The sequence below is a fragment of the Zoogloea sp. genome, from assembly GCF_044344315.1.
Taxonomy (GTDB): domain Bacteria; phylum Pseudomonadota; class Gammaproteobacteria; order Burkholderiales; family Rhodocyclaceae; genus Zoogloea.
The window spans coordinates 1-17,514 of sequence record NZ_JBIJDC010000027.1; the positions used below are offsets into that span (position 1 = coordinate 1).

At 69.3% G+C, this 17,514-nt stretch carries 18 protein-coding genes; 5 read left to right on the forward strand and 13 right to left on the reverse strand.

Going from position 1 to position 17,514, the window contains the following annotated elements; genetic code table 11:
• Window positions 1–412: 412 nt before the first annotated feature.
• Genes ACIQ09_RS08110 through ACIQ09_RS08125 form a run of 4 tightly spaced genes read right to left on the reverse strand, consistent with a single transcriptional unit; the run spans window position 413 to window position 6,731 of the window.
• Complete coding sequence (locus tag ACIQ09_RS08110; RefSeq protein WP_398308025.1) at window positions 413–3,289, reverse strand: CHAT domain-containing protein; 2,877 nt, start codon at window positions 3,287–3,289, stop codon at window positions 413–415.
• A 6-nt stretch (window positions 3,290–3,295) separates the two neighbouring features.
• A complete protein-coding gene (locus ACIQ09_RS08115) occupies window positions 3,296–4,429 on the reverse strand; it encodes a VWA domain-containing protein (protein WP_398308027.1) in 1,134 nt (377 codons plus the stop codon).
• On the reverse strand, window positions 4,426–5,364 hold the full coding sequence (locus ACIQ09_RS08120) for an AAA family ATPase (protein ID WP_398308029.1): 939 nt from the start codon (window positions 5,362–5,364) through the stop codon (window positions 4,426–4,428). The genes ACIQ09_RS08115 and ACIQ09_RS08120 overlap by 4 nt, the downstream gene beginning before the upstream one ends.
• Before the next feature lie 11 nt (window positions 5,365–5,375).
• The gene (locus ACIQ09_RS08125; RefSeq protein ID WP_398308031.1) at window positions 5,376–6,731 is read right to left on the reverse strand and encodes a DUF4062 domain-containing protein; all 1,356 of its coding nucleotides are present in this window, start codon (window positions 6,729–6,731) and stop codon (window positions 5,376–5,378) included.
• 235 nt (window positions 6,732–6,966) lie between these two features.
• Here ACIQ09_RS08125 and tpx point away from each other — a divergent pair, with 235 nt between their 5' ends.
• Window positions 6,967–7,470: a thiol peroxidase gene (gene tpx, locus ACIQ09_RS08130; protein WP_398308033.1), complete on the forward strand. Its 504-nt coding sequence runs from the start codon at window positions 6,967–6,969 to the stop codon at window positions 7,468–7,470.
• Between the two features lie 194 nt (window positions 7,471–7,664).
• Here the strand turns inward: tpx and ACIQ09_RS08135 are convergent, their stop codons facing one another.
• From ACIQ09_RS08135 to alkB, 7 genes are all read right to left on the reverse strand, one after another.
• The gene (locus tag ACIQ09_RS08135; protein WP_398308035.1) at window positions 7,665–8,477 is read right to left on the reverse strand and encodes a peptidylprolyl isomerase; all 813 of its coding nucleotides are present in this window, start codon (window positions 8,475–8,477) and stop codon (window positions 7,665–7,667) included.
• 130 nt (window positions 8,478–8,607) lie between these two features.
• Complete coding sequence (locus ACIQ09_RS08140; protein WP_398308037.1) at window positions 8,608–9,903, reverse strand: RNA polymerase sigma factor; 1,296 nt, start codon at window positions 9,901–9,903, stop codon at window positions 8,608–8,610.
• 31 nt (window positions 9,904–9,934) lie between these two features.
• A complete protein-coding gene (locus ACIQ09_RS08145) occupies window positions 9,935–10,300 on the reverse strand; it encodes a DUF1428 domain-containing protein (protein ID WP_398308039.1) in 366 nt (121 codons plus the stop codon).
• A 20-nt stretch (window positions 10,301–10,320) separates the two neighbouring features.
• On the reverse strand, window positions 10,321–10,677 hold the full coding sequence (locus ACIQ09_RS08150; RefSeq protein WP_324462428.1) for a YciI family protein: 357 nt from the start codon (window positions 10,675–10,677) through the stop codon (window positions 10,321–10,323).
• 12 nt (window positions 10,678–10,689) lie between these two features.
• The gene (locus tag ACIQ09_RS08155; protein WP_398308041.1) at window positions 10,690–11,166 is read right to left on the reverse strand and encodes a VOC family protein; all 477 of its coding nucleotides are present in this window, start codon (window positions 11,164–11,166) and stop codon (window positions 10,690–10,692) included.
• 27 nt (window positions 11,167–11,193) lie between these two features.
• Window positions 11,194–11,574, reverse strand: coding sequence for a YciI family protein (locus ACIQ09_RS08160; protein ID WP_398308043.1), 381 nt, complete (start codon window positions 11,572–11,574; stop codon window positions 11,194–11,196).
• 95 nt (window positions 11,575–11,669) lie between these two features.
• Window positions 11,670–12,314 (reverse strand): DNA oxidative demethylase AlkB, encoded by a 645-nt coding sequence (gene alkB / locus ACIQ09_RS08165; RefSeq protein ID WP_398308045.1) that lies wholly within the window; start codon window positions 12,312–12,314, stop codon window positions 11,670–11,672.
• A 244-nt stretch (window positions 12,315–12,558) separates the two neighbouring features.
• Between alkB and ACIQ09_RS08170 the strand changes: the two genes are divergently transcribed.
• From ACIQ09_RS08170 to ACIQ09_RS08180, 3 genes are all read left to right on the forward strand, one after another.
• Window positions 12,559–12,717: a hypothetical protein gene (locus tag ACIQ09_RS08170; RefSeq protein ID WP_398308047.1), complete on the forward strand. Its 159-nt coding sequence runs from the start codon at window positions 12,559–12,561 to the stop codon at window positions 12,715–12,717.
• A gap of 19 nt (window positions 12,718–12,736) precedes the next feature.
• Window positions 12,737–13,699: a ZIP family metal transporter gene (locus ACIQ09_RS08175; protein ID WP_398308049.1), complete on the forward strand. Its 963-nt coding sequence runs from the start codon at window positions 12,737–12,739 to the stop codon at window positions 13,697–13,699.
• A gap of 119 nt (window positions 13,700–13,818) precedes the next feature.
• Window positions 13,819–14,316 (forward strand): Dps family protein, encoded by a 498-nt coding sequence (locus ACIQ09_RS08180; protein ID WP_398308051.1) that lies wholly within the window; start codon window positions 13,819–13,821, stop codon window positions 14,314–14,316.
• A gap of 400 nt (window positions 14,317–14,716) precedes the next feature.
• Here ACIQ09_RS08180 and ACIQ09_RS08185 read toward each other — a convergent pair whose 3' ends face one another.
• Together ACIQ09_RS08185 and ACIQ09_RS08190 are read right to left on the reverse strand one after the other, a co-directional pair.
• A complete protein-coding gene (locus ACIQ09_RS08185) occupies window positions 14,717–15,589 on the reverse strand; it encodes a pyridoxamine 5'-phosphate oxidase family protein (protein WP_398308053.1) in 873 nt (290 codons plus the stop codon).
• Window positions 15,590–15,594: 5 nt separating this feature from the next.
• Window positions 15,595–16,230: a glutathione S-transferase family protein gene (locus ACIQ09_RS08190; RefSeq protein ID WP_398308055.1), complete on the reverse strand. Its 636-nt coding sequence runs from the start codon at window positions 16,228–16,230 to the stop codon at window positions 15,595–15,597.
• A 120-nt stretch (window positions 16,231–16,350) separates the two neighbouring features.
• Between ACIQ09_RS08190 and ACIQ09_RS08195 the strand changes: the two genes are divergently transcribed.
• Entirely contained in the window at window positions 16,351–17,247 is an 897-nt protein-coding gene (locus ACIQ09_RS08195; RefSeq protein WP_398308057.1) for a LysR family transcriptional regulator, read from the forward strand.
• Window positions 17,248–17,514 lie beyond the last annotated feature (267 nt).

The window sequence follows — 17,514 nt, forward strand, 5'->3', positions numbered from 1 at the left end:
AGCGGGGCAGTGGCAACCAGGGGCACGAGTTCGGCACAGGGCTGCCGGCGGCCGACAAGGAGGTGCTGGTGGAGTATCTGAAGACCTTGTGAGGCGTTGCTGCGGTGGAAGGGTTATCTGATTCCATCAGTTGATCTCCCTGAAGCAGGTGTAGATCCAACGTCGACGTGGGTTTGGACGCCCTCGCCAGGATCCCCGGATGGGTGAAGCTGGATGGGAGGCTCTGACTGCGGATGGAGGGACTGTAGGGGCGACTTCAGTCGCCCGCGGACTTAGATCAAGGGCATGTCGGTGATTGGCGCGGGGATGGGCGACTGAAGTCGCCACTACAGGAGAGGCTGCGTCGACTGTCAGACGACGCGTCAAACCGAGGAAAGCAGAATAGATTCGACCCGACGGCAGACACAGCCGCTCAGGCTGCCGATCCGGGGGCCGGCAGCAGTCGGTAGTCCGGATCGCCCCAGGCCTGGTAGGCCGCCCAGGTGTTGAGGTCCGGCGCGGCCGCGGCGCTTGCCTGCCGGGCTGTATCCACAGCGTCCTCGAAACGGCTGCCGCTGGCCAGGGCGGTGAAGAAAGACTCAGAGAATGTCGCCGCGCCCAGGTCATCCACCGCCCAGCCGGGTGCGACCACGACCTGCACGCCGGCCTTGAGCAGCGCCAGCACCATGTCCCGGGGCGGGCCATCGCTGCTGTCGGCCACCGGACGGCCGGCGTGGCAGCCGTTCAGGAAGACGACTTCGGGCATGGTGCGCATCTGCTGCAGCTCCAGGGCGGTGAGGAAGACCCCGTCGCTCAGCACGAAGCCCGTCACCTTGCTTCCGTCAGGCCGCGGATATTCATGCACGGCGTTGCCGCTGATCAGCAGGATGCGGTAGTCCCGGGCAAAGATCCGGCTCATCACGGCGGAGGCGTTTTCGTCGGTGCCGACGCTGGTGGTGAAGCCGGCCGCGTTCAGCGCGCTCATCACCCCCACCACTTCCCGCTGGGCGCCGGGCAGGTCCGGCAGGCCGCTCTCCTGGTCGGGCAACGTGCCGGCGGTCTGGGGGTTGCCGATCAGCAGCGCATTCAGGCTCTCGGGCTGGCGCCGCAGCGACGGGGGGCGTAGGCCGTCGAGGCGGCGGATGACGCGAGGCGGGAATAAGTGGGCAAACGGATCTGCCGGATTGTGGAAGAGCTGCTCCCACGGCAGCAGGGCGGTGTCGGGGCCGAGGGTCAGGTGATAGCGGCCGGCCGCTGGCAGGGCGGCGAACTCCCGGGGCAGAAGCAAGTGGATGAGGGTTTGCAGGGTGTCCCGCTGGAGTCGGGTGTCGGACACCAACTGGCGTAGCAGCGGGTCTACCAGCGTGCGCTGGAAATGCACGGTGGCGTCGATGCGCTGGCCGTCGATGAGCAGCATGAACTGCAGCGCGCTGTCGCCCCGCTGGCGGATGGTGAGCGCCCAGACGGCGGTGGGCGCCTGCACTTCGCTTTCGGTGGGGCGCTCCGGAGCTGGTTCAGCCGCCAACCAGCGCGGCGGCTGGAGCTGGGGCAGCGCGAGATAGACGGGGCTGTCGACCGTGGGCTGGTTTCTGCTGGCGTTGAGCCACTGGGTGATCGCTTCACTAAGCCGGGCGGCGGCCTGCGTATCGAGTGAGTCCTGAGTGCCCGTGTAGCGAATGACATGCAACGAGGTTTGCGGCGTGAACGGCGGAGCGGCGGACGTGGAGGGCGGGTCACCCTGGAGAATGAGGGTCCTTCCGGGGCGCAAGGCTTGGCGTAGCCCCAGCTGGATCAGGGTGTCGTGCTCACCGCCGGTGATGTCGACGATGGCGACGGGGGCCTTGCTCAGCTCTTCGACCAGCAGGGAGGTTGATTTGTCGGCGGGCACGCGGTCGGTCAGCTTCTCCATCCCGGCGCTTTCGATCGCCTGTCGGATGGCTTCGTCCCGTGCACTGGGCGGGAAGAAGCTGCTCATGGTGGCCATCGCCCAGCCTTTATCAAGTTGCCTGCCCTCGATCACCAGGCACGCATTCGAGATGTCAGGTGAAGCGGAGGAAGCCTGATCTCCTTCGTTCGAGAGGGTAGGACCGTGCAGCGTGATGCCCGGAGTTTCCGCCAGGCGCGCCGCCCATTGCGCTGCAAATTCATCCTCGGCGATCTGCGGCACCCGGTCTCCGCCAACGGGGTAGGTGGAGAACACGTCCAGCCATCTGGCGCAGGCAGCCGATTGAAAGCCCGCTGCAGCGACAGGGATGACTGCGCCGTGCCGCAGTCCCAAGGCGATGCCGATCAGGTAAAGCATGTCGGGAGCGCCCATGCCGGGATCGCAGATCACGGTGTCGGCCGCGAGGATGTCGCTCAGGGCGTCAGGCCAGGCTGCTTCGGAGAGTGCGCTGGCGTCGAGATGGCGGCAGTCACCGGGGTTGATCACGCCGAAATGCTCGTCCATGTCCAGCCATTCACCGGAGGTCGGGTTCCGTTCCCTGCCCGATGCCCTGATCAGTACATTGCGGTGCCGTCGTACCTCTTCAGGGGCGGTATCTGTGCCTTCCCCGTCCGCAGTCGCTGGTGGTGCGCGCTTATACGCCGCCAGCACCGCCCCCGGTGCCTTCAGCACGATGTCCCTCACGCGGATCTCATCGCTACCCAGCGCGCCGAGAAGGCGCCTAGCTTCTTCTTCGTTGCCGCCCGCCAGCGCGTCCAGGCCGCGGGCGTAGGCGAGGAGTTCGGGCTGGCCGGCAAGGGGCACTTCGATGGCCGAGGCGAGGCCGCCCAGGCGCAGGGCGACGGTGCTGCCTGTGGTGCCCACCTGGCGCAGGGCATCGGCAAAGGCGTGGGCGGCGCTGGCGGGTTCGAGGAAGGCTAGGGCGACCCAGCGCTGGATGTCGAGAAACTCGGCCATCTGCGGGTCGGCGACGCGGCTGGCCTGGTGTTCGCGGGCTTCCACGTAGCGCCACAACAGCTCGGCGATGCGCCGGATGCGCGGGCGCGGGTCGTGGCGATGGAGCGAGCGCAGCATCACCAGGCAGTGCCAGCGCACCTGGGGGTCGATACGGTAGTAGCCGCCGCCCAGGGCCGTGGACAGGGGCGAGAACAGCACGTCGGCCTCCAGGCTGGGGTCGGGGCCGTGGGCGGCGAGGAAGTTCACCCGGATCAGGTTGAGGAGATCCGGCCGCAGGGTTTCGGGGACCGCGGCGTGCATCAGCAGCAGCAGCGGGTCGCGGCCGTAGTCGGCGGCGAACTGCTCCAGGGCCGCGTAGGCCTCGTGGACTTCCAGCGGGCGTTGGCCGAGGGCGGCGGGATAGGGCATGGCGGTTTACTTGGTGCCGCGCAGGATGTCGATGGCGCGCAGCAGGTTGGGCGCATCGATGGGGAGCATGGGCACCGGGCCGTGGGCGATGAGGCCGGCGGTGGTGCCGGCCCAGCGGCGCGCCGGCATGGGGTTGAGCCACACCGCAGAGGGGAAGAACCGTCGGGCGTCAGCGAGGAAGTCGGCTGTCTGCAGGGCGCGGCGGCGGTTGAGGGCGCCGCGGGCGCTGCCGGCGTCGCTCACCACCAGCAGGGCGGCACCGGCATGGCGGCGCAGCACTTCGTCCCGGTCTTCGGGTTCGTCGAGGTTTGGGGTGGCATAGAGCTGCCGGCGGGGTTGGTTGTTGAAGTAGCGCAGCTCGGCCCGGGCCAGCCGGCCAAGGGGCAGGGAGGCGGCGAGGGTGGCGAGGAAGGGCCGCCACGGGTCCATGCTCGGGCTGGCGTCGGCCAGGATCAGCAGCCGGGCGCTGTTGCTGCGCCGGGGCCGGCACACCGGGCGGCACAGCAGGCCGCGACGGCAGCGCTCGCGCAGGGTGGCGGCCAGGTCCATCTCGGTGCGCGGGCCGTGGCGGGTGCTGCGGCGGTAGCGGCGCCACAGCACGGCCATGTCCCGGGGGCTGATGAGGGGCTGGGGGTTGAGTACGTAGTCTTCGCCGATCTGCGGGGCGCTGGCGAGGCGTGGTATGGGCAGGCCGCTGCCTTCGCGGGTGGCGGCGAAGGAGACCCGGGCGCGGGCGGCCTGGGCGGCAGACGTGTCCACCGTTGCGCCCGGTGCGGCGCCGGGCATTGGGCCGCCACTGGCAGGGGTGGGCGCCGCGGGCCGGGTGGTGGCGGCCGCCGGGGAGGCTATGGCTTGGTCGGTGGTGGCATCGCGGGCGTCGAGTTCGTCATCAATGGTCGCGATCAGCGCTCCGTCGGGGGGCGGCAGCACGTCGAACCAGCGGCCGATGAGGCGGCGCTCCTCGTCGCTGCGCCCCCACAGGGCGCTGGCCAGATCGCGCAGGGCGGCCCGGTCGCCCTGGCCGAAGCCCAGGCGCAGGGCCTCCACGCCGTCCAGGTAGTCGCGGGTGCCCACCGGCACGCCATCGGCCTTGAGCTCGCGGAACAGCCCGAGCAGCAGGGGTGGGAGGGTGTCGGTCACCGGCGGGCCTCGTCGTCGGTGCGGGCGCGGTAGCGTTCGATGTCCTGACGCACCTTGAACAGCACGGCCTGATCCACCGTGTCGAGGCTGTCCACCGACACCGCCTCGGCCTTGCGGCCCTGCCAGTGCAGCACCCGCACCCAGTCCACCAGTTCGCTGGTGGCGGGCAGCTTCTGCATGCCCAGTTCGCGCCCCCGCTCGCGGATGCGGCACAGGCGCTCCACCGCGCCGGTGATGAGTTCGTCACCGATCTGGTCGAGGCGGGCGTCCAGGTTCTTGCGCACGATGTCGGCGAGCATGGCCGGGTTGTCGGCGGGGAAGTCCAGCTGCACATACAGGCAGCGGCGCAGGAAGGGCTCGGGGAGCTGCTTCTCCCGGTTGCTGGTGATGAGCACGATGGGGCGCAGGCCGCCCTCGGGCCCCTTCACGTGGCGGCCGAAGCCCCGGGCGGCAGCGCAGGCCTCGTCCTCGGCGCGGGGCAGGTCTTCGATGTCGAACTCGAAGCGGTCGAGCACGTCGAGCAGGTCGTTGGGGAAATCGATGTCGGCCTTGTCCACCTCGTCGATCAGCACCACCTGGGGCTGGCCCTCGCGGATGGCGTGGCCGAGGGGCTCCAGGTCGATATACGGATGCACCTGGCGGGCGGCGCTGTTGGCCGGGTCCTGGGCGTCCTGGAGGCGGCGCAGGGCGTCGAAGCGGTATAGCAGATCCTTGGCCTGGCTGGTGCTCTTGACCGTCATCACCGTGAGGCCGATGCCCAGCTCTTCGGCGATGGCGCTGGCCAGGCGGGTCTTGCCGCAGCCGGCCTCACCTTCCACCAGCAGTGGCCGGCCCAGGCGGATGGCCAGATTGACGATGGTGGCAGTGTGGGGGGCGGCCACATAGTGGGCGGAGCGCGTGCCGGTGAACTCGGCGTAGGGGGCGGTGTGGGGCACGGTGAGGGTCCTCAGCGGGCGCGGCTCCAGAAGCCGTGCAGGTTCAGTCGGTTATAGACGTCGGGCGGGTTGCCGTCGGGCGTCGTGGCGTAGTCGGCGATGGTGTCGCGCTCGTTTTCGTCCAGGCGTACCCCGGCGCTCTTGCGGATGTCAGCGAGCCAGTTGCGCACATGGCCTGGCGTCAGGCCGGCGAGGGGCGGCAGGGCAAGGAGCTGGCGGTAGTCCACATCGCCGGCGTTCAGACCGGTTGTGCGGAAGCCTGCATCCGGCGCGGCGGCCAGGGGGGCGTGGTCGGCCACGAAGCAGTACAGGCGCCCCCGCCCGCCGGGCTGACGGGCTGCCAGCGCAGCGTGCAGGGGCTGCCAGAAGCGCTGCAGAAACAGCTCGCGGCGGGTGGCTTCGCGGCCGATGGTGCGCAGGATCAGCACCACCGAGCGGCCGCTCAGGCGCGTGGCGAGCAGACCCGCCAGGGCGTCGATGGTGGGCTCGCCCAGCAGCGGTTCGCCCAGCTGGCTGCAGGCCCAGCAGATCAGGGATTCGGCGCTGTCCGGCTCGTCGGCCTGACCACAGCAGAGGTCCATGCCCTCCCATTCGTCGTGCCAGTCGCGCAGAAACTCGACGAACTCCAACTGCCCGTGGTTCTCGGGGCCGTGGATGAAGAAGGCGGCGGCCCGCTCGGCCCGGCGGTCGCGGAGGGCATTCAGCGCGCTCTTGAGGGCGGCGATCTGTTCGTCGCGGCCGATCCGCCCGAGCTCGTTCCTGGGGATGTCGCCGGGGGCCTTGAAGCGCTCGCGGGTGGCGTTGCGGAGCACCTCCTGGTTCCAGTCCTTGACACAACACAGGGCCTTGCCGACCAGCTGCAAGGGGTTGCGGTAGAAGACCTGGATACGCCCGTTGGCGGCCCACTGATCGACGCTGGCAAGAAACTGGCGCTGGGCGTGCCGGTCCGCGTCGGCGTCGGGGGCGGGCTGCTTGTCGTGGAACAGGGCGGCCTGATCGCGCAGGTGCTGGTCGGCCTCACTGCCCAGCACCGGGCGCAGCACAAAGATCGGCGCCTCGGCCGCGCCCCAGCGATCGACCGCCCAGCGGAACTCCAGTTCGGTGATGGAGCAGCGTTGCAGGGGCGGTGTCCAGCCGTAGCGATAGCCGAACAGGCCGAAGTAGGCGTCGCACTCATCCACCTTGCGCTTGCACACCGGTTCCACGAACTTGCCGCCTTCGGCCCAGTTCTCCTGGAGGAAGACCTTGGCGGCCTCGATGTTGTCGTGGATGAAATCGCGCACGGCTTCCCGGTAGGTCTTGCAGTCCTGGGCGGTGGCGCTCAGGAAGATCTGCCGGATTTCCGGGATGTCGGCTTCGTGGGGCATGGCGCGGGCGTATCCGTCGGGAGTCTCCTTGCATTGAAGAATATGCCAGACCCCGGCGCTGTGCCATCGTCTTGCGAGGTCTTTCATCCGGCAGCATCAGACGTGAGTCCCGCCGCCGCCGGGGTCTGCTTTGGGGGGCTGGTCAGATTCCCCGGTCGGCCCTACCATGGCGCGTCCTGCTCGTCCCCGGACGCGCAGGCCTACAACAACATCACTGATCCCCAGGAGTCCCTTCATGTCCAGTACCGTTACCCTCGGCGGCAACCCCGTGCAAGTCGAAGGCAATCTGCCCGCCAAGGGCCAGACCGCCCCGGCCTTCTCCCTCGTCGCCAAGGACCTCGCCGACACCCCGCTGACCAGCTTTGCCGGCAAGCGCAAGGTGCTCAACATCTTCCCGAGCGTCGACACCCCCACCTGCGCCACCTCGGTGCGCAAGTTCAATCAGTCGGCAGCCGACGTGGCCAACACCGTGGTGCTGTGCATCTCCGCCGACCTGCCCTTCGCCCAGAGCCGTTTCTGCGGCGCCGAAGGCCTGAACAACGTGGTGACCCTGTCCACCCTGCGCGGCGCGGCCTTCGCCAAGGATTACGGCGTGGCCCTGGCCAGCGGCCCCCTGGCCGGCCTGACCGCCCGTGCGGTGGTGGTCCTGGACGAGAACGACAAGGTTCTGCACAGCGAGCTGGTGGGCGAGATCAAGAACGAGCCCGACTACGCTGCCGCATTGGCCGCCCTCGCCTGATCCGTCGCGCACGGCCATGAAAAACGGGAGCCCTTGGGCTCCCGTTTTTTGTGGGGTGATGACGCGTGGCCTGACGGCGGGTGCCGCTGCGCCCGTAGGAGCCACTTCAGTCGCCCATCGAGCGACGACTGATCGGCATGCCTTTGAGCGCAGACCGCGGGCGACTGAAGTCGCCCCCACAGGTCTGCCGCGGATCAGTTGATCTTGGCGGCCTTGGCCAGTTCCTGGATGTGCTGATCGACGCCCTGGGCCTGCAGGCGCTGGATGATCTGGGGCTTGGTTTCTTCGAAGCTGGGCACCTTCAGGTCACGCACTTCGTCCAGCTGGATCACGTGGTAGCCAAACTGGGTCTGCACCGGGGTCTGGGTGTAGCTGCCCGGGGTGAGGGTGGCGAGGGCCTTGCCGAAGGGCTCGACGAAGCCGCCCGGCACTGCCCAGCCCAGCTCACCGCCCTTGTCCTTGGAACCCGGGTCAATGGACAGGCTGGCCAGCTTCTCCATCTTCTCGCCCATCTTCAGGCGCTCGATGATCTCGAGAGCTTCCTTCTCTTCCTTCACCAGGATGTGGCGGGAGCGGTATTCCTTGCCACCGGCCTGGGCCACGATGCGGTCGTATTCGGCCTTGGCGGCGGCGTCAGTGATCGGGTGGCTCTGGACGTACTCGGCCACGTAGGTGCTGGCCATGATCTGCTGGCGGGCCATGTCGAGTTGCAGGGACACCTCGGGCTTGCGGTCCAGATTTTTCTTCTTGGCGGCCTGGTTGAGCAACTCGGCCTGGATCAGGCGGCCGCGGAGCTCGGAGGTCAGCTGTGGGCTGTCCTGGGCGCCCTGGGCCTTGGCACGGGCAGCGAGGAGGTCATAGGCGGCCTGGGAGATCACGACGCCATTCACGGTCGCCACGGGCTTGCCCAGGGGCGAGGTCTTGGCCGGCTCGGCGGCAAAGGCGGGCGCCTGGGCCAGCAGGCCGGCAATCAGGGCGAGGCGGAACAGGCTGCGGGAGGACTTCATGGACTTTCCTTGGTGTGGAGTGAGGCGCCGCCGCCGGCTGCTGTAGTCAGCGGCGTGGCGCGATTGTATGAAAAATGGATGACAGCGAGGGTGTCGCGCCCGGCAGTATTCCGAAGGCCGGGGTATTCCGTCAACGCGCTTCGGGGGGCAGACGCCCGCAGGCGTCGGCGCGGGCCTTCAGGAGGGCCCGTTCCCGGGCGTTGCGGGTGAGCTCGGCGGCGCGCAGGAACTCGGCGCGGGCTTCGTCGTGGCGCGCGAGGCGGGCCAGCAGATCGCCGCGCACGGCGGGTAAAACGGGGTAGCCGTCGAGGGCGCCTCCGGCGTGCACGCGGTCGGCAATCTCCAGCCCGGCGGCGGCACCGAAGGCCATGCCGACGGCGACGGCCTGGTTGAGCCGGACCACCGGCGAGGGGGCGATGTGGGCCAGGATGTCGTACAGGGCGGCGATGCGTGACCAGTCGGTGTCGGTCGCCCGGGCGGCACGGGCGTGGCAGGCGGCAATGGCGGCCTGTACGGCGTAGGGGCCGAGGGGGCCGGGCAGGGCCTCGGCGCGGGCCAGGGCGTCAAGGCCGCGGCGGATCAGCAGGGGGTCCCAGCGGCTGCGGTCCTGGTCCATCAGCAGGATAGGCTCGCCGGTGGCCGACAGGCGGGCGGCAAAGCGTGAGGCCTGGATCTCCATCAGGGCCAGGAGGCCCAGCACTTCCCCCTGGTCCGGCAACAGGTTGGCCAGCACCCGGCCCAGGCGCTGGGCCTCCTCGGCCAGGGCCGGGCGCATCCAGTCCTCACCCGAGGTGGCGGCGTAGCCCTCGTTGAAGATCAGGTAGATCACCTCCAGCACCGAATCCAGGCGCGCCACGAGCTCCGCGCCGCGGGGCACTTCGCAGGGCACCCGCGCGGCGGCGAGGCTGCGCTTGGCCCGCACGATGCGCTGGGCAATGGTGGCCTCGGGCTTGAGATAGGCCCGGGCGATCTCGGCGGTGGAAAGGCCGCCCATCACCTTGAGGGTCAGGGCGCAGCGGGCCTCCGGGGGCAGCACCGGGTGGCAGGCAGTGAAGATGAGGCGCAGCACGTCGTCGCCCACCGGGTCGTCGAGGGCGGCGTCCACCCGTTCGGCGGCTTCCTCGGCAGCGGTCTGGTGGTGAAAGTCCATTTCGTGGCCGATGGCCCCCTCCTTGCCGGCCGCCATGGCGGCGTGGCGCAGGTGGTCCAGGGCGCGATGGCTGGCGGCGGTCATCAGCCAGGCGGCAGGGTTGGCCGGCATGCCGTCCACCGGCCAGCGCTCCAGGGCGGTGAGGAGCACGTCCTGGGCGATGTCCTCGGCCAGGCCCACGTCCCGCACGATACGCGTGACCCGCCCGATGACCCGGGCTGCCTCCAGGTGCCACAGGGCGGCCAGGCTGCGGGCGGGGTCGGCGGGCTCCGTCATCGGGCTTGCAGGCAGCTCGACCGGTTCCGGCTCAGCATTCCACCAGGACGCGGAAGCCCCCGCAGGCCATGCGCTTGCAGTCGAAGGGCAGCGCGGCGTCCGCTTGCTGCATCGGCGCCATGCGCGGGTCGGCCATCACCGCGGCGTTGATGCGGTCGCGGGCTTCCCGGGAGGGATAGACGATCCAGGCGAACACCACGGTCTCGCCGGGGGCGGTGGCGGCGGCCTGGTGAAAGCTCACCATGCCCGGGGCACCCAGGTCGTCGCCAATGCACTCACAGTAGGCCAGGGCACCGTGGTCTTTCCAGACCTGGCCGGCGAGGCTGGCGATGGCCTTGTAGTCGTCGATGCGATCGGTGGCGAGGGGAATCACGAAGCCATCCACATAGGTGTCCATTGCAGTTCTCCTTGGCAGGGTCAGAGGACGTGACAGGGGGCGCACTCGCGGACTTCCACGGTGCCCCAGGCGACGGCGGGGCAGCGCCGGGCGATGGCGAGGGCCTCCTCGCGGGTGGTGATGTCGAGCAGGAAGAAGCCGCCCACCATCTCCCGGGCCTCGGTGAAGGGGCCGTCGAGGAGCTGGGGCTTGCCGCCGGGGGCGCTGATGCGCACGGCGTGGTCGTCGGTGCGCAGGGATTCGGCGGCCCGCAGGATGCCGTCGGCCTGCAGGCTGGCGGCGAAGGCCATCATGTCGTCGTACTGGCGATGGGCTTCGTCTTCGTTACGGGCGGCGCGGGCACCGCGGGTTTCGTGGATGAGGAGCAGGTAGGCCATGGTGGAGTCCTCTCAAGCGGCGCCGGTGCAGCCCTGGGCGGAAGCGGTGACGATTTCTTCCGCGCTCATGTCGCGGAGGTGGGAGGCGAGGGACCAGGCGTGGCCGAAGGGGTCTTCGATGCGGCCGTAGCGGTCGCCCCAGAACATGTCGGCGGGGGGCAGGGTAACCCGGGCGCCGGCCTCGGCCGCGCGGGCAACGGCCGCATCCACGTCCGCCACGTAAAGATGCAGGATGACCGGCGTGCCTTCGAGGCTTTGCGGGCTGTGGCAGTCCATCTCGGGAAACTCGTCCACCAACATCAGCGGAGAGTCGCCGATGCGCACCATGGCGTGCATCAGACGGCCGTCCGGGCTGGGCAGGCGGGCCAGCTCCACGGCGCCGAAGGCGCGCACGTAGAAGTCGATGGCGGCGTCGGCGCCGCGGCAGACGATGTGGGGCGTGAGGGTGGGCATGTTGGCGGGGATGGGGCTGACGGCGGGGGTGCTCATGGATTTCTCCTTGTATCGGGGGTGGTTTCAGGCCTGGCGGCCGGGGTGTGGATCGGCGGGGCCCAGCACCGGGTGCACTTCGATCTGCGCGGGCCGGCTGGCGCCGTGGGGTGTGGGGAAGCGACGTGCCCACTCGAGGGCTTCATCGCCGCTGCGGGCCTGGATCAGGGTGTAGCCGCTGATGCGCTGCCCGGGCCCGTCGAAGCCGCCGACTTCCACCCGGGGGCCTGCCTCGCCGTAGCGGATGCACCAGCCCTCGGCGTCGGGAGCCAGACTGGCGGCATCCAGCAGGGCGCCATCCTGCGCGAGGGCAGCATGGAATTCGGCCATCGCTGCCATCAGGTCGAGGTCGGGCGGGGTGCCAGCCTCCGGCTCGGCGCAGGCCTTCACGATGATCAGGAAGCGCATGGAGGCTCCTCCGGTTGCGGCTGGCGTGGTACGCCGGCTCCTGTGCTGTCGACGAAGGGCGCGGGCAGGAATCGACAGCGGTCGCAAGATTTTTCTCAGGCCGCCCGGCGGAAGGTGAGGTTGATGCGGCAGTTGCCGGTGGCCGGGTGGCTGCCCTCGGCGAGGGGGGCTACGCCGTGGAAGTACAGCCGTGCCGGGCCGCCCCAGACCACCACGTCGCCATGCATGAGGGGCAGGCGCAGGGGCCGCCCGCCCCGGGTCGGACCGCCGAACAGGAAGGTGGCCGGCAGGCCCAGGGACACGGAGACGATGGGCTGGCTCAGGTCGGCCTCGTCCCTGTCCTGGTGCAGGCCCATGCGGCAGCCGGGCAGGTAGCGGTTGATCAGGCAGGCATCGGGGGCGAAGTCGGCAAAGCCCGCCTCGGCGGCGGCGTGCCGGGCCAGGTCGGCAAGAAGGGCGGGCATGGAGGGCCAGGGCTGGCCCGTCTGCGGGTCGGCGGGGCTGTAGCGATAGCCGCGCCGGTCGCTGATCCAGCCCCGCTCGCCGCAGCTGCTCATGGCCACCGACATGGTCTGCCCGCCGGGTGTCTGCATCTGGCGGAAGGGCGCGCAGGCGGTGACGTCGGCCACGGCGGCCAGCAGCGCCTGGGCGTCGCTCAGGGCGAAGGCGCGCAGCAGTACGGCGCCGGGCGCAAGGGCTTCACGGGCGGCGAGGGTGTCGGGGAAGAGGTCGGCGTTCATGGGTGTGTTGCGGCAAATGAAGGCGTGATCGGCATGTGTGGGGTCGAATTCATTCGACCGCGGACTTTGCTCAGGCGCTTGCCAGTGATCTGGCGGGGTGGAGGTCGAATGAATTCGACCCCACGGGCACCTTCTTGCGGGCGATGGTTTTTCCCAATCGGGATCAGCGAAAGAGGCAATTGGACGCGCGGCCTGCCAGTGTCGAGAATGGCTCCATCAGATGCATTTTCGCAAGGAGAAGATCATGACCACGCTTCAATTGGCTCGTCACGAAGCCAGGACTCAGGCCCGCGGCCAGGTGCATGCCCATCCGGTCCGTTTCATCGTCGGGGCGGCCGTTGCTGCCACGGGGGCAGCGCTGTTCCTCGCCCAGGTGGCGCAGTTTCTCGCCACGGCAATCTGATCTGACCCCGGGAGGACGCATGCAGAATAACAACACGACGGGCACCGGGCTGGCCCTCGACGCCGCCGCCGTCACCGGCCAGGCCTGGCGCGACGCCTGGCGGCAGCAGGCACGCCAGCACCCGTGGATGACGGCCGGGCTGGCCTTGTCCATGGCGGCGGTGACCCTGATGCTGATTTCCGGTATCGCCGATGGCCTGTCTGGGGGCGGTGAGCCCCTGCGTCTGGCAACGCTCGGCGGCCTGGCCGGTTTTGCCGCGACGGCCTTGGGGGCGCTGGCGGGCATTGCCCTGGGGCGCATCTCGGCCCGCATGGAGGACAGCCTGCTCGGCTTCGCCGCCGGCATGATGCTGGCGGCCAGTTCGTTTTCACTGATCCTGCCTGGCCTCGCCGCGGCCAAGGAGATGACCGGCAACGGGGCGGCCGGGGCCCTCATCGTGGTGGCCGGGCTGGCCCTTGGTGTGCTTCTGATGCTCGGCCTCGACCGTTTCACGCCCCATGAACATGACAGCACCGGCCCCTGCGGCCCGGGCTGCGAGCGCATTGGTCGAGTCGGTTTGTTCGTGCTCGCCATCACCCTGCACAACCTGCCCGAGGGCATGGCCATCGGGGTGAGCTTTGCCCGTGGCGAGCTGGACGTGGGCCTGCCCCTGACCAGCGCCATCGCCCTGCAGGACATCCCCGAGGGCCTGGCCGTGGTGATGGCGCTGCGGGCTGCCGGCGTGGGGGCCTGGCGTGCGGTGCTGATGGCGGGCGCGTCCGGCCTGATGGAGCCCCTCGGCGCGCTGTTCGGGGTTGGCATCGCCGGTGGCCTGGCGGTGGCCTATCCCATCGGCCTGGGCCTTGCGGCCGGGGCGATGATCTTCGTGGTGTCCCACGAGGTGATCCCCGAAACCCATCGCAATGGCCACCAGACACCGGCGACCCTGGGCCTGATGGCCGGCTTTGCGGTGATGATGTTCCTGGACACGGCGTTGGGATAGTCAGGGGCAATCCCCATCAGCGAAATTGGCAATTGGACCATCGGCGGTGGCGCTCCGATACTGGAGTCAGCCCCGCCGAATTTCCTTCCGGGCGGTGGCCTCAATCCAGGGAGACAGCCATGAAATCCACCGACCAAGCCACAGGCCCGATGATGGACATCGGGATCACCGCCACCGACCGGGCCGAGATTGCCGCCGGCCTGTCGCGCCTCCTGGCTGACAGCTTCACCCTCTACATGCTGACCCACAACTTCCACTGGAATGTGAAGGGGCCCATGTTCAACAGCCTGCATCAGATGTTCATGGTGCAATACACCGAACAGTGGAACGCCCTGGACGTGATCGCCGAGCGCATCCGCGCCCTGGGTCATCCGGCCCCCGGCACCTTCAGCGAGTTCGCCCGCCTGGCCTCCATCGAGGCGCCGGAAGGTGTGCCCGCGGCGAAGGACATGATCCGCCTGCTGGTGGCGGCCCAGGAAGCCACCGCCCGCACCGCCCGGGGGCTCTTCCCGCTGGTGGACAAGGCCAGTGACCAGCCCACCGCCGATCTCCTCACCCAGCGCCTGGAGGTGCACGAAAAGACCGCCTGGATGCTGCGCAGCCTGCTGGAGGAGTGAGCCATTGTGGGGGCGAATTGATCGACAGCGGGCTCTCGGTCATCGGCATGCCGTGGAAGTGATGTGCTGAGGTCGAATGCGCATGGTTTCCTCGGCCAGCCGCGTCGCCTCACGGTCGATGTGCCCTCTCCTGTATGAACGACTTGCCGCGGTGATCTGTAGGGGCGACTTCAGTCGCCCATCCGCGCATTGCTCACCGACAAGCCCTTGATCGAAGTCCGCGGGCGACGGAAGTCGCCCCTATCCGTCCTCCGGCCACCGTCAGTGCCTCCCGCAAGCCCCACCCGCTTCACACGTCGGGTGATTTGACCCAGGCAATCCAGATCTTCGCCAGCATTCGGTTTGAGTCAGGTTCAGGAAGATCCGCTGCGGAAGGCCGGATGAACCCGGCCCCGCCGCCTCAGCCCGCATTCTCCCAGCGCAGGGGCAGGGCGGCGGGGTGGTGTCTGACGCCGTTCACCCGCAACAGCAGGCGTCGGGGTGGGCCGGGCAGGATCTCGGCGGTGGCCTGCAAGTGCAGCAGGCTGCCCCGGGTGAAATCGGGGAAGAGCAGGCCGGCCCTTGGGTTGAGCAGCAGGTTGCCCAGGGTGTTGAAGTAGTTGTTGCCGGCAAAGTCGTCGATGCCCAGAGTGTCGCCGTCCACGGTGATGAAGCCCGGTGGGCCGCCCCGGTGAGAGACATCCACACCGTGGGCCGGATCGGCGTCGTCCGCCGGGTGGGCGGTGGCGATGAAGAAGGTGTCGGCGGCGCGGATCCAGGCCCGATCGGTGTCACTCAGGCTGGCCCTTTCCTCGGCCGGCGCACCGGCGCGCCAGTCCGGGTCGAACAGCGCGCGGCGCGGCTGGATGTACTTGGGGCAGTTGCCGAAGCTTTGCGCCACGGCCAGGCTCAGCCCGTCGGCGCTGCGCGCCAGCACCCGCCCGTTGGCCCGGTTGCGCCGCCGCGTGTGGGCCTCGATGCCGAGCAGGCCGAAGCGTGCGCCGGGGAGCAGCAGGGCATCGAGAGGGGCGCCCGGCGCCGGCCGTCCGGCGATCTGCAAGTGGCGGCCATCCGGCGCCGAGACAAAGCCCGGCGATCCGGCCAGCATGCCGACATGGGGCTGGCCGGCCGGATCGGTGGCCGCCATCACCAGAAAGGGCAGGCTGGCGAAGAAGGCCCGGTGCTGCTCGGGCATCTCCTCGCGGATCACCCGCGGCCCCACCTCGGCGAGCCGCTCCCGGCTGCCGGCGGCGGACTGGAGGGCTGTCTCTCCGGCATGGAAGACGCTGTTCATGGTGCTCAGGCGCGCAGCCCGGCGGCCGTCACCGGCATCGGGAAGAAGCCGGGCAGCGCCTCCACCCGGGCCAGCCAGGCGCGGATGGCCGGGTAGGCATCGAGGGATACATTGCCCTCGGGCGAGTGGGCGATGTAGGTGTAGTTGGCCACATCGGCAATGGTCGGCGTGTCGCCGGGCACCAGCCAGGGGCGCTCGGCCAGTTCCTGCTCCATCACGGCAAACAGGGCGTGGGCGCGGGCGATCACCTCATCGGCATTGAATTGCATCTTGAACACCGTGAGCAGGCGCGCTGCACAGGGGCCATAGGCGACCAGACCGGCTGCCACCGTCAGCCAGCGTTGCACCTGCGCCTCAATGGCCGGGTCGGTGGGCAGCCAGTGGGGGGCGCCGTACTGGCGCGCCAGGTAGACCAGGATGGCGTTGGAGTCGGCCACCGTCACGTCGCCGTCGCGGATCACCGGCACCTGGCCGAAGCGGTTCATGGCCAGATAGGCGGGGGTCTTTTGCTGACCACCGAGGAGGTCCACGTCCACCGCCTCCACCGGCAGGCCGAGCAGGGACAGGAAGAGTTCGGCCCGGTGACTGTGGCCCGACAGGGTGAAACGGAAGAGCTGGATGGCTTGGGCGGGGTGTTTCATGGCAGACCTTTCGTGGGTGGTGGGGCGAGGGGAGACGCTGGATGGCAGTGTGGTTTAATCCGCAATCCGGATAAATGCCGGAACATGGATTTGACTGATCCGTTTAGTGGAGTAATGGCCGTGGACAAGCTGAAGGCAATGGCGACCTTCGTGCAGATTGCCGAAGCGGCCAGCCTGAGTGCTGCCGCCCGCGCCAGCGGGGCCTCCCTGCCGGCGGTGGTGCGCACCCTGGCGGCCCTGGAGGCAGAGCTGGGGGTGCGTCTTTTCAACCGCACCACCCGCCGCATCGCCCTGACCGGCGAGGGGCGCCACTATCTGGAAAGCTGCCGCAATCTGCTGGCTGCGCTGGGTGAGGCGGAGTCGGCCCTGCGCGACGAGGCGGATGATCCCTCCGGCCTGCTCACGGTGACGGCGCCGGTGCTGTTCGGGCAGATGTACGTGGCACCCGCGGTGACCGCCTTCGTGCAGCGCCACGCCGGCATGCGCTGTCGCCTGCTGCTCCTCGACCGAGTCACCAATCTTCTGGAGGAGGGCATCGACGTGGGGGTGCGCATCGGCCACCTGGAAGATTCGTCACTGATTGCCCATCCCGTCGGCAGAGTGCGGCGCATGGTGGTGGCCAGCCCGCACTACCTGGCCCGCCAGGGCATCCCCGCCCACCCGCGGGATCTGCTGCAGGCCAACTGCGTCGGTTTCTCGGCCGGGGGCGGGCCCTGGTGGCGCTTCGAGGAGAAGGGGCGCAGCTTCACCGTGCCGGTCACCGGCAACCTGGAGTTCAACCACGTGGCGCCGGCCGTGGACGCCTGCCTGGCTGGCCTGGGCTTTGGCATGTTCATCTCCTACCAAGTGGCACCGCATCTGGCCGCCGGGCGCCTGTGCGTAGTGCTGGAGGCCTTCGAGACCCCGCCCCGGCCGATCAGTGTGGTCTATCCCCACGCCCGCCTGCAGCCGGCGCGGGTGCGGGCCTTCGTGGCCTGGGTGCGCGAGGCGCTGGAGGCGGCGGGCCTTTGCAGCTAAGGCACGCTGGAGGCTGGAGGGGGTTTGTGGGGGCGACTTCAGTCGCCCGCGGACGCCAGATCAAAGGCATGCCGGTGATCGACGCGTGGTGGGCGACTGAAGTCGCCCCTACGAGTCGCCCCTGCGAGCCATCCGTACGAGTCGCCCTTGCGGGAAAGGCCGCGCAGACGGCTTTATCAGGTGCCACCTCGAACCGGGGTCCCTGGGGAGGATCCCGGTGCTGGAACGCAGCCCATGACCAGAGGGTAGAATCGGGCGCTCCCCCAT

Excerpts from the sequence above, each read along its gene's own strand:
- alkB (WP_398308045.1), bottom strand. The coding sequence starts at position 12,314 with ATGAACGCCGACCTCTTCCCCGACACCCTCGCCGCCCGTGAAGCCCTT.
- tpx (WP_398308033.1), top strand. The coding sequence starts at position 6,967 with ATGTCCAGTACCGTTACCCTCGGCGGCAACCCCGTGCAAGTCGAAGGC.
- ACIQ09_RS08125 (WP_398308031.1), bottom strand. The coding sequence starts at position 6,731 with ATGCCCCACGAAGCCGACATCCCGGAAATCCGGCAGATCTTCCTGAGC.
- ACIQ09_RS08180 (WP_398308051.1), top strand. The coding sequence starts at position 13,819 with ATGAAATCCACCGACCAAGCCACAGGCCCGATGATGGACATCGGGATC.
- ACIQ09_RS08155 (WP_398308041.1), bottom strand. The coding sequence starts at position 11,166 with ATGAGCACCCCCGCCGTCAGCCCCATCCCCGCCAACATGCCCACCCTC.
- ACIQ09_RS08190 (WP_398308055.1), bottom strand. The coding sequence starts at position 16,230 with ATGAAACACCCCGCCCAAGCCATCCAGCTCTTCCGTTTCACCCTGTCG.
- ACIQ09_RS08185 (WP_398308053.1), bottom strand. The coding sequence starts at position 15,589 with ATGAACAGCGTCTTCCATGCCGGAGAGACAGCCCTCCAGTCCGCCGCC.
- ACIQ09_RS08170 (WP_398308047.1), top strand. The coding sequence starts at position 12,559 with ATGACCACGCTTCAATTGGCTCGTCACGAAGCCAGGACTCAGGCCCGC.
- ACIQ09_RS08110 (WP_398308025.1), bottom strand. The coding sequence starts at position 3,289 with ATGCCCTATCCCGCCGCCCTCGGCCAACGCCCGCTGGAAGTCCACGAG.
- ACIQ09_RS08160 (WP_398308043.1), bottom strand. The coding sequence starts at position 11,574 with ATGCGCTTCCTGATCATCGTGAAGGCCTGCGCCGAGCCGGAGGCTGGC.
- ACIQ09_RS08140 (WP_398308037.1), bottom strand. The coding sequence starts at position 9,903 with ATGACGGAGCCCGCCGACCCCGCCCGCAGCCTGGCCGCCCTGTGGCAC.
- ACIQ09_RS08150 (WP_324462428.1), bottom strand. The coding sequence starts at position 10,677 with ATGGCCTACCTGCTCCTCATCCACGAAACCCGCGGTGCCCGCGCCGCC.
- ACIQ09_RS08135 (WP_398308035.1), bottom strand. The coding sequence starts at position 8,477 with ATGAAGTCCTCCCGCAGCCTGTTCCGCCTCGCCCTGATTGCCGGCCTG.
- ACIQ09_RS08175 (WP_398308049.1), top strand. The coding sequence starts at position 12,737 with ATGCAGAATAACAACACGACGGGCACCGGGCTGGCCCTCGACGCCGCC.
- ACIQ09_RS08145 (WP_398308039.1), bottom strand. The coding sequence starts at position 10,300 with ATGGACACCTATGTGGATGGCTTCGTGATTCCCCTCGCCACCGATCGC.